17 protein-coding genes are annotated in these 18,193 nt (G+C 73.7%); 9 read left to right on the top strand and 8 right to left on the bottom strand.

Annotated features, from left to right (window positions below; translation table 11 throughout):
- Nucleotides 1-75 precede the first annotated feature (75 nt).
- From KDL28_RS22255 to KDL28_RS22230, 6 genes are read left to right on the top strand one after another with little or no spacing between them, the layout of a single operon-like run.
- Nucleotides 76-1,362, top strand: coding sequence for an enolase C-terminal domain-like protein (locus tag KDL28_RS22255; protein ID WP_252441404.1), 1,287 nt, complete (start codon nucleotides 76-78; stop codon nucleotides 1,360-1,362).
- Nucleotides 1,355-2,308: an aldo/keto reductase gene (locus tag KDL28_RS22250; protein ID WP_252441403.1), complete on the top strand. Its 954-nt coding sequence runs from the start codon at nucleotides 1,355-1,357 to the stop codon at nucleotides 2,306-2,308. The genes KDL28_RS22255 and KDL28_RS22250 overlap by 8 nt, the downstream gene beginning before the upstream one ends.
- Nucleotides 2,305-3,168 (top strand): amidohydrolase family protein, encoded by an 864-nt coding sequence (locus KDL28_RS22245; RefSeq protein WP_252441402.1) that lies wholly within the window; start codon nucleotides 2,305-2,307, stop codon nucleotides 3,166-3,168. Before KDL28_RS22250 ends, KDL28_RS22245 begins: the two co-directional genes overlap by 4 nt.
- The gene (locus KDL28_RS22240; RefSeq protein WP_252441401.1) at nucleotides 3,165-4,751 is read left to right on the top strand and encodes a sugar ABC transporter ATP-binding protein; all 1,587 of its coding nucleotides are present in this window, start codon (nucleotides 3,165-3,167) and stop codon (nucleotides 4,749-4,751) included. The genes KDL28_RS22245 and KDL28_RS22240 overlap by 4 nt, the downstream gene beginning before the upstream one ends.
- Nucleotides 4,748-5,776 (top strand): ABC transporter permease, encoded by a 1,029-nt coding sequence (locus KDL28_RS22235; protein ID WP_252441400.1) that lies wholly within the window; start codon nucleotides 4,748-4,750, stop codon nucleotides 5,774-5,776. Before KDL28_RS22240 ends, KDL28_RS22235 begins: the two co-directional genes overlap by 4 nt.
- 47 nt (nucleotides 5,777-5,823) lie before the next feature.
- A complete protein-coding gene (locus tag KDL28_RS22230) occupies nucleotides 5,824-6,792 on the top strand; it encodes an ABC transporter substrate-binding protein (protein ID WP_252441399.1) in 969 nt (322 codons plus the stop codon).
- A gap of 82 nt (nucleotides 6,793-6,874) precedes the next feature.
- On the opposite strand, the gene KDL28_RS22225 is transcribed toward KDL28_RS22230, so the two are convergent.
- Nucleotides 6,875-7,552 carry a FadR/GntR family transcriptional regulator gene (locus KDL28_RS22225; protein WP_252441398.1) on the bottom strand — a complete coding sequence of 226 codons (678 nt, stop codon included), beginning with the start codon at nucleotides 7,550-7,552 and terminating at the stop codon, nucleotides 6,875-6,877.
- Nucleotides 7,553-7,647: 95 nt separating this feature from the next.
- Between KDL28_RS22225 and KDL28_RS22220 the strand changes: the two genes are divergently transcribed.
- The gene (locus KDL28_RS22220) at nucleotides 7,648-8,589 is read left to right on the top strand and encodes an NAD(+)/NADH kinase (RefSeq protein ID WP_252441397.1); all 942 of its coding nucleotides are present in this window, start codon (nucleotides 7,648-7,650) and stop codon (nucleotides 8,587-8,589) included.
- Between the two features lie 7 nt (nucleotides 8,590-8,596).
- Here the strand turns inward: KDL28_RS22220 and KDL28_RS22215 are convergent, their stop codons facing one another.
- The 4 genes from KDL28_RS22215 to KDL28_RS22200 all read right to left on the bottom strand — a co-directional run bounded on the left by KDL28_RS22215 (nucleotide 8,597) and on the right by KDL28_RS22200 (nucleotide 14,614).
- Complete coding sequence (locus KDL28_RS22215) at nucleotides 8,597-9,211, bottom strand: DUF1707 SHOCT-like domain-containing protein (RefSeq protein ID WP_252441396.1); 615 nt, start codon at nucleotides 9,209-9,211, stop codon at nucleotides 8,597-8,599.
- A gap of 132 nt (nucleotides 9,212-9,343) precedes the next feature.
- A complete protein-coding gene (locus KDL28_RS22210) occupies nucleotides 9,344-11,077 on the bottom strand; it encodes a DEAD/DEAH box helicase (RefSeq protein ID WP_252441395.1) in 1,734 nt (577 codons plus the stop codon).
- 234 nt (nucleotides 11,078-11,311) lie between these two features.
- Nucleotides 11,312-11,515: a hypothetical protein gene (locus KDL28_RS22205; RefSeq protein WP_252441394.1), complete on the bottom strand. Its 204-nt coding sequence runs from the start codon at nucleotides 11,513-11,515 to the stop codon at nucleotides 11,312-11,314.
- A 567-nt stretch (nucleotides 11,516-12,082) separates the two neighbouring features.
- On the bottom strand, nucleotides 12,083-14,614 hold the full coding sequence (locus tag KDL28_RS22200) for a Tex family protein (RefSeq protein WP_252441393.1): 2,532 nt from the start codon (nucleotides 14,612-14,614) through the stop codon (nucleotides 12,083-12,085).
- 164 nt (nucleotides 14,615-14,778) lie between these two features.
- Between KDL28_RS22200 and KDL28_RS22195 the strand changes: the two genes are divergently transcribed.
- The gene (locus KDL28_RS22195; protein ID WP_252441392.1) at nucleotides 14,779-15,339 is read left to right on the top strand and encodes a CGNR zinc finger domain-containing protein; all 561 of its coding nucleotides are present in this window, start codon (nucleotides 14,779-14,781) and stop codon (nucleotides 15,337-15,339) included.
- Nucleotide 15,340: 1 nt separating this feature from the next.
- On the opposite strand, the gene KDL28_RS22190 is transcribed toward KDL28_RS22195, so the two are convergent.
- The 3 genes from KDL28_RS22190 to KDL28_RS22180 all read right to left on the bottom strand — a co-directional run bounded on the left by KDL28_RS22190 (nucleotide 15,341) and on the right by KDL28_RS22180 (nucleotide 17,696).
- Nucleotides 15,341-16,555, bottom strand: a complete 1,215-nt coding sequence (locus KDL28_RS22190; RefSeq protein WP_252441391.1) for a class I SAM-dependent RNA methyltransferase — start codon at nucleotides 16,553-16,555, stop codon at nucleotides 15,341-15,343.
- Nucleotides 16,556-16,674: 119 nt separating this feature from the next.
- Nucleotides 16,675-16,872: a DUF397 domain-containing protein gene (locus KDL28_RS22185; protein WP_252441390.1), complete on the bottom strand. Its 198-nt coding sequence runs from the start codon at nucleotides 16,870-16,872 to the stop codon at nucleotides 16,675-16,677.
- A complete protein-coding gene (locus KDL28_RS22180) occupies nucleotides 16,869-17,696 on the bottom strand; it encodes a helix-turn-helix domain-containing protein (RefSeq protein ID WP_252441389.1) in 828 nt (275 codons plus the stop codon). The genes KDL28_RS22185 and KDL28_RS22180 overlap by 4 nt, the downstream gene beginning before the upstream one ends.
- A gap of 176 nt (nucleotides 17,697-17,872) precedes the next feature.
- Here KDL28_RS22180 and KDL28_RS22175 point away from each other — a divergent pair, with 176 nt between their 5' ends.
- Nucleotides 17,873-18,181 carry a hypothetical protein gene (locus KDL28_RS22175; protein WP_252441388.1) on the top strand — a complete coding sequence of 103 codons (309 nt, stop codon included), beginning with the start codon at nucleotides 17,873-17,875 and terminating at the stop codon, nucleotides 18,179-18,181.
- Nucleotides 18,182-18,193: the final 12 nt, after the last annotated feature.

The raw sequence follows: 18,193 nt of genomic DNA, 5'->3' as shown, positions 1-18,193 counted from the left end.
GACGGCTGAATAACGATCCGGCGTCGGCCGCCAGCGGCATTGACCGCTGAGACATCGGATGTCTACCGTACCGCCGTGAGCCGCATCACTGGCCTGTCCACGGCGGACGTCCGCTTCCCGACGTCGCTCATGCTCGACGGGTCCGACGCCATGAACCCCGATCCCGACTACTCGGCGGCCTACCTGCGCGTCGACACCGACGCCGACGACGGGCTGACCGGGCACGGGTTCGTCTTCACCATCGGGCGCGGCAACGACGTGCAGGTGGCCGCCATCGACGCGTTGGCACAGCATTTGACGGGCCAGGACGTCGAGGCCCTGCTGGCCGACATGGGCGGCACCTGGCGCTCCCTCGTGCACGACTCGCAGCTGCGCTGGCTGGGCCCGGAGAAGGGCGTCATGCACATGGCCATCGGCGCCGCGGTCACCGCGCTGTGGGACCTCAAGGCCAAGCGGACCGGGCAGCCGCTGTGGCGGCTGCTGGCCGCGATGAGCCCCGAGGAGCTGGTCGACCTGGTCGACTTCCGCTACCTCAGCGACGCCCTCACCCGCGACGAGGCGCTGGCGATCCTGCGGGCCGCCGAGCCGGGGCGGGCCGAGCGGGAGGCCGCGCTGGTGCGCGAGGGCTACCCCGCCTACACCACCACCCCGGGCTGGCTCGGCTACGACGACGAGAAGCTGGCCCGGCTGTGCCGGGAGGCGGTGGCCGAGGGCTTCACCCAGATCAAGCTGAAGGTCGGCGCCGACCTCGCCGACGACGTGCGCCGGCTGAAGCTGGCCCGCGAGGCCGTCGGGCCCGGCATCCGGATCGCGGTGGACGCCAACCAGCGCTGGGACGTCGCCGACGCCATCGCCTGGGTCACCGCGCTGGCGCCGTTCGACCTGGCCTGGGTCGAGGAGCCGACGAGCCCGGACGACGTGCTGGGCCACGCGGCCATCTCGCGCGGCATCGCCCCGATCCCGGTGGCGACCGGCGAGCACATGGCCAACCGGGTCATGTTCAAGCAGTTCCTGCAGGCCGACGCGCTGCAGGTGCTCCAGCTCGACGCCACCCGGGTCGCCGGGGTGAACGAGAACATCGCGATCCTGCTGCTGGCGGCCAAGTTCGGGGTGCCGGTGTGCCCGCACGCGGGCGGCGTCGGGCTCTGCGAGGCCGTGCAGCACATCGCGATGTTCGACTTCGTCGCCGTCTCCGGCACCCGCGAGGGCCGGCTGATCGAGTTCGTCGACCACCTGCACGAGCACTTCGTCACCCCGGTCGAGGTCGGCGACGGCCGCTACCGCACCCCGCTCGCCCCGGGCGCGGGCACCGAGATGCTGGCCGCGTCGCTGGCCGAGTACACGGTCGGTGCGCATGGGTGAGCTCCGACTGGGGCCGCTCGGCTTCGGCGGGGCGAACCTGGGCAACCTGTTCGCGCCGATGACCGACGACGGGGCCGCGGAGCTGCTGCAGGCCGCCTGGGACGCCGGCATCCGCTACTTCGACACGGCCCCGCACTACGGGCTCGGGCTCTCCGAGCGGCGGCTGGGCCGGTTCCTGGCCGGCAAGCCGCGCGCGGAGTACGTGGTCTCGACCAAGGCGGGCCGGCTGCTGCGCCCCAGCCCGGGGACGGCGGGCGAGCGCGACGCCGACCTGTACGACGTGCCTGCCGACGTCGAGCGCGTCTGGGACTTCACCGCCGACGGCGTGCGGCGCAGCCTCGCGGAGTCGCTGGAGCGCCTCGGCCTCGACCGCGTCGACGTGCTGTTCCTGCACGACCCGGAGGGCGCCGGGCTGGAGGGTGCGCTGGCCACCGGCGTGCCTGCCGTGGTCGCCCTGCGCGAGGAGGGCCTGGTCGACGCGGTCGGCGTCGGATCGACCTCGACCGGGGCGCTCGTGGCGGCGGCCCGCACGGGCGCGCTCGACCTGCTCATGGTGGCCGGGCGCTACACGCTGCTGGAGCAGCCCGCGGCCGCCGAGCTGCTGCCCGAGTGCCGCGAGCGCGGCATCGGGGTCGTCGCGGCCGGCGTGCTGAACTCCGGGCTGCTGGCCTCCCCGCGCCCCGGCGAGGGCGCCCGCTACGAGTACCTGGAGGCGCCGGCCGGGGTGCTGGCCCGGGCGCGGCGCCTGGCCGACGTCTGCGACGGGTTCGGCGTCGAGCTGCCGGCCGCGGCGCTGCAGTTCCCGCGCCGCGAGCCGAGCGTGCGCTCGGTCGTGCTCGGCGCCGGGTCGGCGGCCGAGCTGCGCGAGACCGTGGACCGCGCGCACGCACCCGTCCCGGACGCGCTGTGGGAGGCGCTGGCCGCCCAGGGGATGGTCCCGGCATGACCCTCCCCACCCCGCGCATCGACGCGCACCTGCACCTGTGGGACCTCGGGCGCAGCGCCTACTCCTGGATCACCCCGGAGCTGGGCCCGCTGCACACCACGATCACCGCCGAGCGCGCCCACGCCGAGCTGGACGCCTGCGGGATCGACCGGGCCGTCCTCGTCCAGGCCGAGGACTCCGCGGCCGACACCGCGTTCATGCTGGAGGTCGCCGACACCCACGACTGGGTCGCCGGTGTGGTCGGCTGGGTAAGGCTCGACGACCCGGTGACCGCGCAGGAGCAGCTCGACCGGTGGCTCGCGCACCCCGCGTTCCGCGGCGTGCGCCACCTCGTGCACGACGACCCGAGGGACGACTTCCTGGCCCTGCCCGCCGTCCGGGAGTCGCTGGGCCTGCTGGCCGACGCCGGGATCGCGTTCGACGTGCCCGACGCCTGGCCGCGGCACCTGGGCGCCGTCGCCGACCTCGCCGCCGCGCTGCCCGAGCTGACGGTCGTGCTCGACCACCTGGGCAAGCCCCCGGCCGCGCAGGCCGACTTCGTCGTCTGGCGCACGACGCTCGCCGAGATCGCGGCCGCGCCCAACACCGTGGCCAAGGTCTCCGGGCTGCAGGTGCGCGGGCGGCCGTTCACGGTGGCCGGCGTGCGCCCGGCCTGGGAGGCCGCGCTGGAGCTGTTCGGCCCCGACCGGCTGCTGTGGGGCAGCGACTGGCCGATGACCCTGCTCACCGCGGGCTACGCCGGCACGTGGGAGGTCATGGCCGCACTGGTCGACGAGCTGACGGCCGACGAGCGGGCCACCATCCTGTCCGGCACGGCGACCCGGGTGTACCGGCTCGCCGGGGAGGGTTCACCACGATGACCGGTCAGCTCACCGAGGAGCTGCTGCTGGAGGTGCGCGGGGTCGCCAAGAGCTTCCCCGGCGTCAAGGCGCTCCAGGACATGCACCTCGACCTGCGCCGCGGCGAGGTGCTGGCGCTCGTCGGCGAGAACGGCGCGGGCAAGTCCACGCTGATGAAGCTGCTCTCGGGCATCCACGCCGCCGACGAGGGCGAGTTCTTCCTGGACGGCAGGCCGGTGGAGATCACCGGTCCCAAGCAGGCCCAGGACCTCGGGATCAGCATCATCCACCAGGAGTTCAACCTGATGCCCGACCTCACGGTCGCGCAGAACGTCTTCATCGGCCGCGAGCCGCGGGCGGGCGGGTTCTTCCTGCGCGACCGCGCGCTGGACGCGAAGGCCCAGGAGCTGATCGACCGGCTGCACCTGCCGCTGCGCCCGCGCGAGGTGGTCGGCGGGCTGACGGTGGCCAAGCAGCAGATGGTCGAGATCGCCAAGGCGCTGTCCTACGACGCCCGCATCCTGATCATGGACGAGCCCACGGCGGCGCTCAACGACGCCGAGGTCAAGGTCCTGCACGAGCTGATCCGCCGGTTCCGCCGCCCGGACACCGGCGTCATCTACATCTCCCACCGGATGGACGAGCTCAAGGCCATCGCCGACCGGATCACCGTCATCCGCGACGGCCGGTTCATCGACACCCTGGACACGGCGTCGACCTCGATGCGCGAGGTCATCACCCGGATGGTCGGGCGGGAGATCGTCGGCGACGCGAAGCCGCAGGACGTGCGCGACGACCGCGAGGTGGTGCTGTCGGTCGAGGGGCTGAGCACGAAGGCGCTGCTCGACGACGTGTCGTTCGAGCTGCGCCGCGGCGAGATCCTCGGGTTCGCCGGGCTGATGGGCGCCGGGCGCACCGAGGTCGCCCGCGCGCTCGTCGGGGCCGACCCGATCAGCGCGGGCACCGTGCGGCTGCGCGGCGAGCCGGTGCGCATCGCCAACCCGGCCGAGGCCGCCCGGCACGGCATCGGCTACCTGTCCGAGGACCGCAAGCACCTCGGGCTGCTGCTGGAGCAGGACGTCAACGCCAACATCGGGCTGAGCGCGCTGGGCCAGCGGTTCCAGTCCCTCGGGTTCGTGCGCGCGCGGGCCATGCGGGCCCGCTCGACCGAGCTGGTGTCCACGCTGCGGATCCGCACGCCCTCGGTGGACCAGACGGCCAAGAACCTGTCCGGGGGCAACCAGCAGAAGGTCGTCATCGCCAAGTGGCTGGCCAAGGACTGCGACGTGCTGATCTTCGACGAGCCGACCCGGGGCATCGACGTCGGCGCCAAGGAGGAGATCTACGCGCTGCTCAACGAGCTGGCCGGGCAGGGCAAGTCGATCATCATGATCTCCTCCGAGCTGCCCGAGGTGCTACGGATGTCGCACCGGGTGGTCGTGATGAGCGAGGGCCGGGTGACCGGCGAGCTGTCGGCCGCCGAGGCCGACCAGGAGAGTGTCATGCACCTCGCGACGCTGCGCCCCGCCACCGAGGGGGACGAGCTCCCCGACCAGGCCGCCCCCGACGAGAACGCGCCCTCGACCGAGGCAGGAGAACGATGACGTCCCCCACCGTGACACCGCCGACCCCCGAGAAGCAGGACGGGCGGGGCGCCGCCGCGGCCGGGGCCCCGCGCACCCTGCGCGACCGGCTCCAGCAACTGCTCGCCTTCGCCGGCCTGATCGTGATCTTCGCGTTCTTCTCGATCCTCAGCCCGGTCTTCTCCAGCTACGGCAACGTCACCAACATCCTGTTCTCCACCGTGGTGATCGGGACGCTGGCGCTGGGCACCACGTTCGTGATCATCACCGGCGGCATCGACCTGTCGATCGGCACCGGGATGGCGCTGTGCGCGGTGATGTCCGGCGTGCTGATCGTGAACTCCGGGCTGCCGGTGCCGGTGGGGGTTCTGCTGACCATCCTGTTCGGCGGGCTGATCGGGCTGGTCAACGGGTTCAACGTGGCCGTGCTCGGGCTGCCGCCGTTCATCGCGACGCTGGCCATGATGCTGGTCGCGCAGGGACTGGCGCTGGTCGTGTCGAACAGCGCGCCGATCTACTTCACCGACTCCCCCGGCTACATCGACATCTCCATCGGCACGCTGATCCCGGGCTCGGGGTTCCCGAACGCCGTGGTGATCCTGCTGATCGCCGCGGTCGTCGCCGGCGTCCTGCTCAGCCGGACCGTGCTGGGCCGCTACGCCTTCTCGATCGGCAGCAACGAGGAGGCCACGGCCCTCTCCGGCATCGACGTCCGCCGCTGGAAGATCATCATCTACACGCTGGCCGGGCTGTTCACCGGCCTGGCCGGGATCATGATCTCGGCCCGGCTCGGGTCCGCCCAGCCGGCCACCGGCATGGGCTACGAGCTGCAGGCGATCGCCGCCGTCGTGATCGGCGGGACGTCGCTGTCGGGCGGGCGCGGCTCGATCGTCGGCACCGTGATCGGCGCGCTGATCATCTCGGTGCTCAACAACGGCCTGCAGATCATGTCCATCCCGCAGGAGTGGCAGAACGTGATCCTCGGCTGCGTCATCCTCGTCGCCGTCTACGCCGACCAGGCCCGCAAGCGCGGCTCCGCCACCTAGCGGCCCCGACTTCCCCCGCTGTCTCGACCAAAGGAGTTCGACCCAAGATGCGCAGATCCCGACTCGCGGCCGTGGCGGCGGCCGCCCTGGCCCTGACCCTCACCGCCTGCGGCGGGCAGGCAGGCAGTGGGGGCGGCGGCGGGGGCGAACAGCCCTACATCGCCATCGTCTCCAAGGGCTTCCAGCACCAGTTCTGGCAGGCGGTCAAGAAGGGCGCCGACCAGGAGGCGGCCAAGCAGGGGGTGACCATCTCCTTCGAGGGCCCCGCCACCGAGTCCGACATCGAGGCGCAGGTCACCATGCTGACCAACGCGCTGGCCAAGCAGCCCTCGGCGCTCGGCTTCGCCGCGCTGGACTCGAAGGCCGCCGCGCCGCTGCTGGCCCAGGCCAAGAGCCTGAACATCCCCGTCGTGGCGTTCGACTCCGGCGTCGACAGCGACGTCCCGCTGACCACCGCGGCCACCGACAACAAGGCCGCCGCGGCCGAGGCGGCCAAGCACATGGCCGAGGCGCTGGGCGGCACCGGCAAGGTGGCGATGGTCGTGCACGACCAGACCTCCAAGTCGGGCACCGACCGCCGCGACGGGTTCGTCGAGTGGATGACGGCCAACGCCCCCGGCATCACCCTGCTCGACCCCCAGTACGGCGGCGGCGACCAGGCCAAGTCAGCCGACATCACCAAGTCGATCATCTCGGCGAACCCGGACCTCAAGGGCATCTACGCCGCCAACGAGGGCTCGGCCGTCGGCGTGATCAAGGGCGTCGAGGAGAGCGGCGCGACCGGCCTGACCATCATCGGCTTCGACTCCGGCAAGGCGCAGATCGACGCCATCAACAGCGGCACGATGCTCGGCGCGATCACCCAGGACCCGGTGGGCATGGGCGAGCAGCTGGTGCAGGCGGCGGTGAAGGCGACCAAGGGCGAGCAGCTGCCCGAGGTCATCGACACCGGCTTCTTCTGGTACGACAAGTCCAACATCGACAGCCCCGACATCAAGGCCGTCCTCTACGAGTAGCCCTCCCCCCAGCCCCGTCGAGAACGAAGTTGTCGTCGTTTTGGACCGGTCCAAACGACAACAGGTTCGTTCTCGACGGGGGTCAGACCTCGGAGGCGCGGCGCAGCCACTGCATGACGCCGCTGATGTGCACGGTCGCCTGCGCGCGCGCCAGGTCGACGTCGCCGGCCTCCAGGGCGTCGACGATGGCGCTGTGCTCGGTGAGGGTGCGGGTGACCGCGCCCTGCTCGGTCAGCCCCCGCCACACCCGCGCCCGCACGGTGCTGCTCGACAGCGTGTCCAGCAGGCTCGTCAGGTAGGCGTTGCCGGCGCGCTCGGCGATGTAGCGGTGGAAGACCATGTCGTTGGCCACCAGGTCGTCGGGCGAGGTGGTCTCGTCGACTTGGGCCACCAGCGCGCGCAGCTCGGCGATGTCGGCGCCGTCCAGGCGCGGCGCGGCCAGCGCGACGGCGGCGGGCTCCAGGATCCGGCGCACCTCGAACAGCTCCAGCACCGAGTCGTCCTGGTGGATGTCGACCACGAACGACATCGCGTCCAGCAGCAGGCTCGGGGTCAGGCTGGTGACGTAGGTGCCGTCGCCGCGGCGGACGTCGAGCACCCGGATGATCGCCAGCGCCTTGACCGCCTCGCGCAGCGAGCTGCGGGAGAGCCCGAGCGCCTCGCTCAGCTCCTTCTCCGGCGGCAGCCGGTCCCCCGGCCCCAGCTCCCCGGACAGGATCATCGCCTTGATCTTCAAGATCGCCTCGTCCGTGACCGCCACCTGCCGATTCTAGTGTTCGGACCGGCCGGTTCGGGCGCCGTCGGGGCCCGGGAGGGAATGATCTCCGGTATGCCCCGCCACGGACGGACCACCCGGTGACCCCCTCCGCCCCCGACCTGGCCGTCGGGCTGGTGCTGCACCCCCGCAACGACGTCTCCGGCTCCCTGGACCGGGCGTTGGCCTGGGCGCGGTCGCACGACGTCGGCGTGCTGGGCCGGGAGGTCGACCGCGCCCGCCTGCCGGACGGCGTCGCGGCCCTGCCCGACGCCGACTTCGCCCGGCGCGTGAAGGGCGTGCTGAGCCTCGGCGGTGACGGCACGATGCTCGGGGCGTTGCGGCTGGTCGCCGACCGACCGGAGCCGGTGCCGGTGCTCGGGGTCAACCACGGCAACCTGGGCTTCCTCACCGAGGTCTCGCCCGCCGAGCTGGAGGGCGCGCTGGCCCGGCTCGTCGCCGGGGAGTTCTCGGTGGAGTCGCGGGGCGCGCTGCGCGTCGACGACGGCGACGGGCCGCGGCTCGTCGCCTTCAACGACATGGTGCTGCGCGGCACGCGCGGGGCGATGTCGGCGGAACTGGTCGTGGGGGCGGACCACTTCGGCCGCTACCGCGCCGACGCCCTCATCGTCGCCACGCCCACCGGCTCGACCGCCTACAACTACGCCGCGGGCGGTCCGGTCGTCTCGCCGTCCGCCCAGACCGTGGTGGTGACGCCGGTGGCGCCGATGTCCGGGATCAGCCGGGCGCTCGTCCTCGGCCCGGACGAGCCGGTCGTGCTGCGGCCCGACGCCGGCCACCCGGCGACGCTGGAGGCCGACGGGGCGGAGCACCTGGAGGTCCCGGGCGGCTCCGCGGTGCGCATCGACTACGTGCCCGACGCCGCGCACATCGTCCGGTTCGACCCGGCCCGGCACGCCCGCCGCAACCGCGTCCAGCTCAGCCTGCTCGACCTGCCGCTGCGCCCCGACCAGCTGCTCGACCTGGTCCCGGCGCACATCCGCGCCGAGCGCGGGCTGCGCGTCCCCGACCCGCCGCAGTAGGTCAGGCTCAGGCCCGGGTGAGCTGCCACCACAGCGGGGCGGGGCGGTGGTCCACCCACAGCATCCAGCGGCGCGGGATGACACCGCGCACCACAACGTGCAACCGACCGGGGACGGGCGTGGTCGGCACCGCGGTACGCCGTGGCGACCCGTGCCCGCGCACGCCGCTGACGTCCGCGGAGGCCCCGGCGGGCAGCACGAGTTGGGCCACGTGGAGCGTCCGCAGCTCCACGTCGACCCGCGGGTGCGGGACCGCCGCCTCCCGCAGGTCCGACACGACCGGTTGGGCGAGGACGGCGGGCACGTCGACGGTGTCGACGACCAGCCGCCGCGGTACAGCCCACCGACCCCGCTGGACGAACTCACCGGGACCCAGGCGCACGAGCCCGTCCTCGACCTCACCGGACAACAGCGCGCGCTCCCGGTCGGTGGGGAGATCGCGCAAGGCGGGTTCGAGGTCGCCGGCCACTCTCGCCCGGTAGACGACCGCGAGCCGCTGGTCCAGCTCGTCGAGGGAGATGCGGGCCTCGGCGTGCGCGGCGTGGAGGCGGGACGCGGCGTGCTCGCGCTCGGCGTCGGTCAGCCGGACACCCGGCCGGGGACGGTCCACCACGGTGGCCATCTCAGCAGCGGCCGAGCGCGACCGCCATCTCCGCGGCGGCGCCCGTCGACCCCCTCCCCCGATGACAGGAAAGCCACCTTCAGGACGGAGGACGTCCCGAAGGTGGCTTTCCTGTCACTCAGCGGTGGACGGTCAGTCGCGCTGGGGGCGACCGGCGCCGGAGCCCACCAGGCCCCGGTCGCGGCGGACGTTGGCCCGCCGGCCCTTCAGCGTGGTGCCGCCGCGCAGGCTGCGCAGCACCTCGTCGGCCGCGTGCTCGGGGATCTCCACCAGCGCGTGCCGCTCGTGGATCTGGATGGCCCCGATGTCGCGCCCGGACAGGTTCGACTCGTTGGCCAGCGCACCCACGATGTCCTGCGGGCGCACGCCGCTGGCGCGACCGGCGTTGACGAACAGCCGGGTGGTGCCGGCCTTCGGCGGCCGGGTGCCGGCGGCGCCACCGCGGCTGCGGGGATCGCGGACCGTCCCGGTGCGGGCACCACCGCGCGGCGCCGTGACCACGGGGATGTCCTCGTCGTCGTCGGGCGAACCGGCGGCCGCGCTGAGCAGCCGGACCGCGGCCGCGGCCACGTCGACCGGGTCGAACTCGGTGGCCAGGCCCTCGATCATGGCCCGGACACCGTCCGCGGCGGGCTCACCGGTCAGCTGCTCGACCAGCGAGGCGCGGGTGCGCTCCAGCCGGGCCTCGCGCAGGTCGGCCGCGGTCGGGACCGGGGCGAACTCGATCGGCTGCCCGGTGAGGCGCTCGACGGCGCGCAGCGCGTAGATCTTCGACGGCGGGACCAGCGTGATCGCCACGCCCTCCCGGCCCGCCCGGCCGACCCGGCCGATGCGGTGCACGTAGGCCTCCGACGACTGCGGCACGTCGTGGTTGACCACGTGCGTGAGCAGGTCGATGTCGAGGCCGCGGGCCGCCACGTCGGTGGCGACCAGCAGCTCGGTGCGCCCGCTGCGCAGCCGCTCGACGACGCGCGTGCGGTGCTCCTGGTCCATGCCGCCGTGCAGCGCCTCGGCGCGCAGGCCGCGACCGGTCAGCGTCTCGGTGACGGCGTCGACGTCGAGCCGGGTGCGGCAGAACACGATCGCCGCCTTCGGCCGCTCGGCCTCCAGCACGCGCCCCAGGGCGGCGGTGGTGTGGGTGCGCTGCACCAGGTAGGCCGCCTGGCGGACCTTGGGCGCCTCGCCCTCGGCCACCTCGGCCCGGCGGATGCGCACGGTGACCGGTTCGCGCAGGTACTTCTGCGCCAGCGTCTCGATCCGCCGCGGCATGGTCGCGCTGAACAGCACGGCCTGGCGGGTGTCGGGGGTGGCGTCGAGGAGGGTCTCGATGTCCTCGACGAAGCCCATGTCGAGCATCTCGTCGGCCTCGTCGAGGACGACGACCTCGAGCGCGTCGAGCTTGAGGGCACCCCGGTTCATCAGGTCGATGGCCCGGCCCGGGGTGGCCACGACCACGTCCACGCCCTGCTGCAGGGACTTCCACTGCGGGCCGACGGGGGCGCCGCCGTACACGGTGAGCACGCGGGCGCCCAGGCCGGCGCCGTAGCGGGTGACCGCCTCGGACACCTGCAGGGCGAGTTCCCGGGTCGGGGCCAGGACCAGGCCGAAGGGCGCGTCGCCGCGGTTGCGCTCGGGGCGCTGCTCGGCCCAGCGCTGGAGCATGGGCAGCGCGAAGGCCGCCGTCTTGCCGGTGCCCGTCGCGGCCTGACCCAGCAGGTCGCGGCCCTCGACGAGGGTGGGGATCGACTCCGCCTGGATCGGGCTGGGCTCGGTGTAGCCGAGTTCGGCCACGACGGCCTGCAGCTCGGGGCGGAGGGGGAGGTCGGCGAAGGATCGCAGGTCGAACTCGGACTCGTTCAGGGTCAAATTCAGTCTCTCGTCGCAGTGCGTCGGGAGCGCGTGCTCCCGCGGTGAGCCCGCGACGCCTCTGCACGAGTTCTGCCCGGCCGTGCGGTCTCGATGGTGTCAACACACCACCAGACGAGAATACTCCCAGGTGACGGCGATCACCCCGGAACCGGGCCCCGCAGACGCCGACGAGCGGCACCTCCGCCGGTGCGGAGGTGCCGCTCGTGATGTGCCCCCGACGGGCCGGACGACTCAGGCGCGGGCGCGGCCGGTCCGGCGCACCAGGGCGGACCACGCGGTGGTCAGGTCGCCCCGGATCGTGGCCCGGCTGCGCGGCATCGCCCGCTCCCCCCTGCGCTCCCCCGTCCAGCTGTCGGAGGTGTGGCTGTCGGCCCCGTAGCGCGGCGCGGCCAGCGCGACGACCACCAGCAGGGCAACAATGATCAAACCGGTCATCTCGGGTCCCCTTCCTCGACATCGTCGACTGCGGCGGTCGGCGTTGTGTCCAGGTTCGGCGTAAGGGGACCCCTTCGGCATCGGTGTTCCGCGTCGTGCGAGGTGCCGGGTGCGCGGCCGGCCTGAGGGCTCTGCTGAGGGCCGGCGATGATCACCAGGTCAGGCCAGGTCTGTGCAGCCGCAAGGATCAGTAGCATCAGCCATGCGCCGTATGCCACATCCGTCGTTCAGCGGATCGGCGGATTGAACAGAAGGTGTGACGCCCGTTACGGTCGGTTGCCGATCAACGAACGCGGGCGCCGGGCAGAAGCCCCGCCGCTCGCCACGAGCCACGGCCGCGGGCCGGCCACCGCGCAGGGCGTGCTGCACCAGCGGCACGCCCTGCTGCTCGCGCTCCGGTCGGCCGCGCCCTGGCGCACACCGAGATGCACCTGACGCACCTCGGAAGGCGCCGAGAGGTGCCTGGTGTGCATCTCACGCGCCCCTACCGCCACCGGGACCCGACGAGACACGCCGACGAGACAGACGACGGTTCCCCGGCCCTACCCGGGCCGGGGAACCCAGCCGTCAGCGCTTCTTGGGATCCGGCGCCAACCCGGCCCGCCGCAGCGCATCGGCCATCGCCCCACCGCCGAGCCCGGAGCCGGAACCGGAGTCCTGCCGGGCCCGACCGCGCTGCCCGCCGCCCTGGGCACCGCCACCCTGGCCGCCCCTGCCTCCACCGCCACTGCGCTGGTCGCCGCCGCGGCCGCCGCCCTTCGGACCACCGCGCCGATCGCCGCCGCCGTTGCGACCACCACTGTCGCGACCACCGCCGTCGCGGCCGCCGTCGCGACCACGCCGATCCTCCGACCGTCCGCCGTCGCGGGGCTTCCCGCCGCCCGCGCCGACCTCGTCGTCCAGGCGCAGGGTGAGCGAGATGCGCTTGCGGGCCTCGTCGACCTCGAGCACCTTCACCTTCACCACGTCGCCGGACTTGACGACCTCGCGCGGGTCGGAGACGAACTTGGTCGACATCGCCGACACGTGCACGAGGCCGTCCTGGTGCACGCCCACGTCGATGAACGCGCCGAACGCGGCCACGTTGGTCACCTGGCCCTCCAGCACCATGCCCGGGCGCAGGTCGGCGATCTTGTGCACGCCCTCGGCGAAGACCGCGGTGCGGAAGGCGGGGCGCGGGTCGCGGCCGGGCTTCTCCAACTCGGCGAGGATGTCGGTCACCGTCGGGAGGCCGAACGTCTCGTCGACGAACCGGGTGGGCTTGAGCGTCTTGATCTTGGTGGCGTTGCCGATCAACTCGGCGATGTCGAGCTTGGCGGCCTCCAGGATGCGGTGGACCACCGGGTAGGACTCGGGGTGCACGCCGGAGACGTCGAGCGGGTCGTCGCCGCCGCGGATGCGCAGGAAGCCCGCGCACTGCTCGAACGCCTTCGGGCCCAGCCGCGGCACGTCGGCCAGCGCGCGGCGGGTGCGGAAGGGGCCGTTCGCGTCGCGGTGCGCGACGATCTGGGTGGCCAGCGAGTCGGTGATGCCCGACACCCGGCGCAGCAGCGGCGCCGAGGCGGTGTTCACGTCGACGCCGACGGCGTTCACGCAGTCCTCGACGACGGCGTCCAGCGAGCGCGACAGCGACGACTCGGACAGGTCGTGCTGGTACTGGCCGACGCCGATCGACTTCGGATCGATCTTGACCAGCTCGGCCAGCGGGTCCTGCAGGCGCCGGGCGATCGACACCGCGCCGCGCAGCGAGACGTCCATGTCGGGCAGCTCGGCGGAGGCGTAGGCCGACGCCGAGTACACCGAGGCGCCCGCCTCGCTGACCATGACCGGGGTGAGCTTGAGGCCGGGGTTGCGCGCGGCCAGCTCGCGGGCGAGCTTGTCGGTCTCCCGCGATGCGGTGCCGTTGCCGATGGCGACCAGCTCGACGTCGTGCTCGGCGCACAGCTTCGTCAGCGTGGCCAGCGAGGCGTCCCAGGCCCGGCGGGGCTCGTGCGGGTAGATCGTGTCGGTGGCCACGACCTTGCCGGTGGCGTCGACGACGGCGACCTTGACGCCGGTGCGCAGGCCGGGGTCGAGGCCCATGGTGGCGCGGTTGCCGGCCGGGGCGGCCAGCAGCAGGTCGCGCAGGTTCATCGCGAACACGCCGATGGCGCCCTCCTCGGCCACCGTGCGCAGCCGGACCCGGATGTCGATGCCCAGGTGCAGCAGGATGCGGGTGCGCCAGGCCCAGCGGACGGTGTCGGCGAGCCACTTGTCGGCCGGGCGGCCCCGGTCGGCCACCCCGACGGCCGCGGCGATGATCCGCTCGTAGTCGGTGGTCTCCCCGGGGGGTACCGGGTCGGATTCCGGCTCCAGCGCGACGTCGAGGACCTCCTCCTTCTCGCCGCGGAACGCCGCCAGGATGCGGTGGCTGGGCAGCGTGGTGAAGGCCTCGGCGAAGTCGAAGTAGTCGGTGAACTTGGCGCCCTCGGTCTCCTTGCCCTCGCGGACCCTGGTGACCAGCCGCCCGCGGGTCCACATCCGCTCGCGCAGGCCGCCGATCAGGTCGGCGTCCTCGGCGAACCGCTCGACCAGGATCGCCCGGGCGCCGTCCAGCGCGGCCGCGGCGTCGGCGATCCGCTCGTTCAGGTAGCCGGCCGCGACCTCCTGCGGGTCCTGGGTGGGGTCGGCCAGCAGGGTGTCGGCCAGCGGCTCCAGGCCGGCCTCCCGGGCGGCCATCGCCTTGGTCCGCCGCTTGGGCTTGTAGGGCAGGTAGATGTCCTCCAGCCGGGCCTTGGACTCCGCGGCCAGGATCCGCGACTCCAGCGCCTCGTCCAGCTTGCCCTGCTTGCGGATCTCCTCCAGCACGGCGGTGCGCCGCTCCTCCAGCTCGCGCAGGTAGCGCAGCCGCTCCTCCAGGGTGCGCAGCTGGGCGTCGTCGAGGGCGCCGGTGGCCTCCTTGCGGTACCGGGCGATGAACGGCACCGTCGCCCCGCCGTCGAGCAGGTCGACGGCGGCGGCCACCTGGTTCGGTCGGGCGCCGAGCTCGTCGGCGATGCGCTGCTGGATCGAGTGGGGCCGGCTCGAGTGCGGCGTGCTGGGCGGCGTGCTGGTCGTCACCCCTACATGGTCCCGGGCGGGCGAGGTCGCGCGCCGTCCGGGTGGCCGTGCGGGAGCGCCTCCGCGCAGCGGAAGGGGCCTGGCGGACGGCGACCGCATGACGGATGCTGGGATCACGCCTCCCACCTGCGGGAAGACGCTGAGTAACCCGTTATAGTGGTTACATGTCTGCGCTGCCGATGGAGCTGCGCCGCCGGTTCCGGTCCGGGCGCCCCTCGCTGAACCTCGTGCACACCGGCGGCGCGGTCGAGCTCGACCGGGCGGAGGTGGTGCACACCCCGGCCGACCTCGGACGCTTCCTCGGCATCCTGCTCGGCGCCCCGCCCATCCCGGCCGACGCGCACGACCTGGCCGCCATGCGCACGCTGCGCTCCGCCGTCATGCGCATGGCCTACGGGTTCGCCGTCGGCACCCGCCCGCTGCCCGCCGACGTCGACGTCCTCAACGCCTTCGCCGCGCAGCCCCCGCTGGTGCGCTCGCTGCACTGGGAGGGCGGCACCCGCCTGGTCGAGCCCACCGCGGCGGCCGCGCTGGCCTCGCTGGCCCGCGACGCCGTCGACCTGTTCGGCGGCAGGCTGGCCGCCCGCATCCGGGTGTGCGCCGCGGAGGACTGCGGGCTGCTGTTCGTCGACGCCTCCCGGCCCGGCCGCCGCCGCTGGTGCTCGATGGAGCGCTGCGGCAACCTGGCCAAGGTCCGCGGCCACCGGGCCCGGCGCGCCGACTGAGCTACCCGAGCCGCTCCAGCAGCGCGACGCACTCGAAGTGGTGGGTCATCGGGAACGCGTCGAACGCCCGCAGCTCCGCGAGCCGGTAGCCACCGGCGTCGAACAGGGCGATGTCGCGGGCGAGCGCCGCGGGGTCGCACGCCACGTGCACCACCCGCTCGGGCTCGTGCGCGCACAGGGCGTCCACCGCCGCGCGGCCCAGCCCGCGCCGGGGCGGGTCGGCCACCACGACGTCCGGACGCCCGCCCAACCGCCCGAGCAGGTCCTCGACCCGACCGGCCCGCCAGTCGATCTGCGGCAGGTCGGCGAGCGCCGCCCGGCCGTCGGCCACCGCCCGGCGCGACGACTCGATGAGGACCACCCGGCCGTCCGGCCCGACCTGCTCGGCCAGCACCGCGGCGAACAGCCCGACCCCGCCGTAGAGGTCCCACGCCATGCCGCCGCGCGGAGCGCGCGCCCACTCGCGCACGACGTCGGCGAGCGCGTCCGGCAGGGCCGGGTGCACCTGCCAGAACGTGCCCGGCGACAGCGCCCATTCGCGGCCGGCCGCGCGCTGCACGACGCGCCGGTCGGGAGCGCCGTCGGGGTCCGGGACGACGTGCACGACGCCGTCGGCGTCGCGGGCCACCTCGACCTCGCTGCCGGGGGCGAACCCGCGGGCCAGCACCGGCGGCAGCGCGCCCGCCGGGGCGATGGGGCAGTCGGCGATCGGCAGCACGTCGTGGCTGCGGTGGGCGCGCAGCCCCGGGCTCCCGGCCTCGTCGACGGCCAGCCGCACCCGGTGCCGCCAGCCCAGCGCACCGCCGGGCAGCTCCTCCACCGGCACCGACCGCTCCAGACCGGCCAGCCTGCGCAGCTGCTCGGCCAGCACCTCGGCCTTGAGCGCGCGCTGCGCCGCCGGGTCGGCGTGCTGCAGGTCGCAGCCGCCGCAGCCGCCCGCCCGCGCCCAGCTGCAGGGCGCCTCGACCCGGTCGGGGGAGGCCCGCAGCACCGTCACCGCGTCGGCGCGGCAGTAGGAGCCGCCGCCGTCCTCGTCGACGACCGCGCGCACCCGCTCCCCCGGCAGCGCGTGCCGGACGAACACGACCCGGCCCTCGTGCCGGGCCACGCAGTGCCCGCCGTGCGCGATCGGGCCGACCTCGAGGTCGAGCACCTGGTCGGTCCAGTCCAACCGATCGACGGTCGGTGCCGGACCCCGTCTATCCACGGCTCGCATGCGAGCCAGGGTCCAGCACCGGGTGTCCCGCCCGACCCGCGGGGCACCTTGCTACTCGACGGTCCGGGGACATGAGCCGCGCAGGCGCGGCTGATGTCCCCGGATCGCGATCGGCGCGGTCAGGCCAGGTGGTCGAACTCGCCCTTGCGGACTCCGTCGAGCCAGGCGGCGAACTCGGCGGCGGTGAACCGCAGCACCGGGCCTCCGGGGTCCTTGCTGTCGCGGACCTCGACCATCCCGTCGTGGCGCCGCTGCTCCACGCACTCCCCGGCGCTGTCACTGGCGCTGGCCTTGACCCAGGGCGTCGTCCCGCTCATCGCAACCACTCCTCCAGGGGCAGCGCCCGGTCCCGCACCTCCTCGAACGCCTCGCGGAACCGCGTGACGTCCGCGGGCTTGTCGAGGTACCGGCTACCCACCAGGTTCTCCACGTAGGCGACGTCCGGGTCCTCCGGGTCCTCGAAGTCGAGGACGACGAACGGGCCCCGCATCGCCCGGTGGACGCCGTCGGTCGCCGGCAGGACGCCGATCCGAGCCGCTCCCCCGTCCGCGACCGCCCGCAGGTGGGCGATCTGCTCCTCCATGACCGCGGCCGATCCTACGACGAGGTTCATCGCCCCCGCTGTGACGACCGCCTCCAGCCGCCCGGACTCGGCGCGGTCGAAGAACCTGCGCTGCCGCTCCATCCGGAACGCCACGCGCTGCGCGACCACCTCCGGGGTGAGGGACCGGTCGGCCTCGATCACCGCACGGGTGTAGTCCTCGGTCTGCAGCAGGCCGTGGATGAGTTCAGAGCTGTAGGCATGGACCGTCGTGGCGGTGGCCTCCAGCTCGGCGTAGAGGCCCAGGCCCTGCGGCACGGCGGCGCCGTAGTCCTCGATCAGTCCCGACGATCTCGTGGCCTCGACCAGCGGCACCAGCTCGTCGACCACCGCCGGCTCGGTGCCGTAGAGCCGGGTCAGCGCGAGCACGTCACCGGTCTTCACCGCCGTGCGCCCGTGCTCGATGCGCCAGAGCTTCGTCCGACTCGCCACGCCGGCGAACACCACGTCCTCGATCGACTTCCCGGCGGCCTCGCGGACGCGCCGCATGCGGCGGCCGAGCTGGCGGCGGGCGAGCGTCGATCCCTCTGCTGCGTCCATGTACAGAACGTCCCACCGTCACCCCGAAGAGTGAAAGCGACACGCCGGGTGTTTCAAAATGAACGATTGCAGGTGCTCGGTCGGTCACGCCAGGTTAGTCCACGGCAGGGCCGGTGTCCTTCATGACCGAGGGGGCGACACGCCGGCCCTGCCCCGGACGACGAGGGGACGGGTTCGTGAGTGCACCGGGTGAGCGGTGGCGGGGGCCTACCGAGATCGTCCCGCTGGCCGCGGCCGTCCGGCGCCACCGCCCGCGCGGCCCGCTGGCCGCCGACGAGATCGCGTGCGTGCGCTGCCGCGCCCGGGCCACCTGGGGATCGGCGGACCTGTGCCTGTGGTGGCCGAGCGGCTGCTACGCGAGACCCGGCGTCGGCGCGGTCCCCTCGGTCTGCTGGTCCTGCAGCACCGAGGACGAGCGCCTCGACCTGGTCGACCTCGGTTGCGTGCGGGCCACGCTCCTGCTCCGGAAGCGGACCGGCCGGTGATCGTCGCCTGGT

Source organism: Pseudonocardia humida, assembly GCF_023898865.1.
GTDB lineage: Bacteria > Actinomycetota > Actinomycetes > Mycobacteriales > Pseudonocardiaceae > Pseudonocardia > Pseudonocardia humida.
The sequence above is the reverse complement of the archived record's forward strand: the minus strand, read 5'-3'. Positions and strand labels throughout refer to the sequence as shown.

Excerpts from the sequence above, each read along its gene's own strand:
- KDL28_RS22180 (WP_252441389.1), bottom strand. The coding sequence starts at position 17,696 with ATGGACGCAGCAGAGGGATCGACGCTCGCCCGCCGCCAGCTCGGCCGC.
- KDL28_RS22230 (WP_252441399.1), top strand. The coding sequence starts at position 5,824 with ATGCGCAGATCCCGACTCGCGGCCGTGGCGGCGGCCGCCCTGGCCCTG.
- KDL28_RS22205 (WP_252441394.1), bottom strand. The coding sequence starts at position 11,515 with ATGACCGGTTTGATCATTGTTGCCCTGCTGGTGGTCGTCGCGCTGGCC.
- KDL28_RS22215 (WP_252441396.1), bottom strand. The coding sequence starts at position 9,211 with ATGGCCACCGTGGTGGACCGTCCCCGGCCGGGTGTCCGGCTGACCGAC.
- KDL28_RS22240 (WP_252441401.1), top strand. The coding sequence starts at position 3,165 with ATGACCGGTCAGCTCACCGAGGAGCTGCTGCTGGAGGTGCGCGGGGTC.
- KDL28_RS22195 (WP_252441392.1), top strand. The coding sequence starts at position 14,779 with ATGTCTGCGCTGCCGATGGAGCTGCGCCGCCGGTTCCGGTCCGGGCGC.
- KDL28_RS22235 (WP_252441400.1), top strand. The coding sequence starts at position 4,748 with ATGACGTCCCCCACCGTGACACCGCCGACCCCCGAGAAGCAGGACGGG.
- KDL28_RS22190 (WP_252441391.1), bottom strand. The coding sequence starts at position 16,555 with ATGCGAGCCGTGGATAGACGGGGTCCGGCACCGACCGTCGATCGGTTG.
- KDL28_RS22250 (WP_252441403.1), top strand. The coding sequence starts at position 1,355 with ATGGGTGAGCTCCGACTGGGGCCGCTCGGCTTCGGCGGGGCGAACCTG.
- KDL28_RS22185 (WP_252441390.1), bottom strand. The coding sequence starts at position 16,872 with ATGAGCGGGACGACGCCCTGGGTCAAGGCCAGCGCCAGTGACAGCGCC.
- KDL28_RS22245 (WP_252441402.1), top strand. The coding sequence starts at position 2,305 with ATGACCCTCCCCACCCCGCGCATCGACGCGCACCTGCACCTGTGGGAC.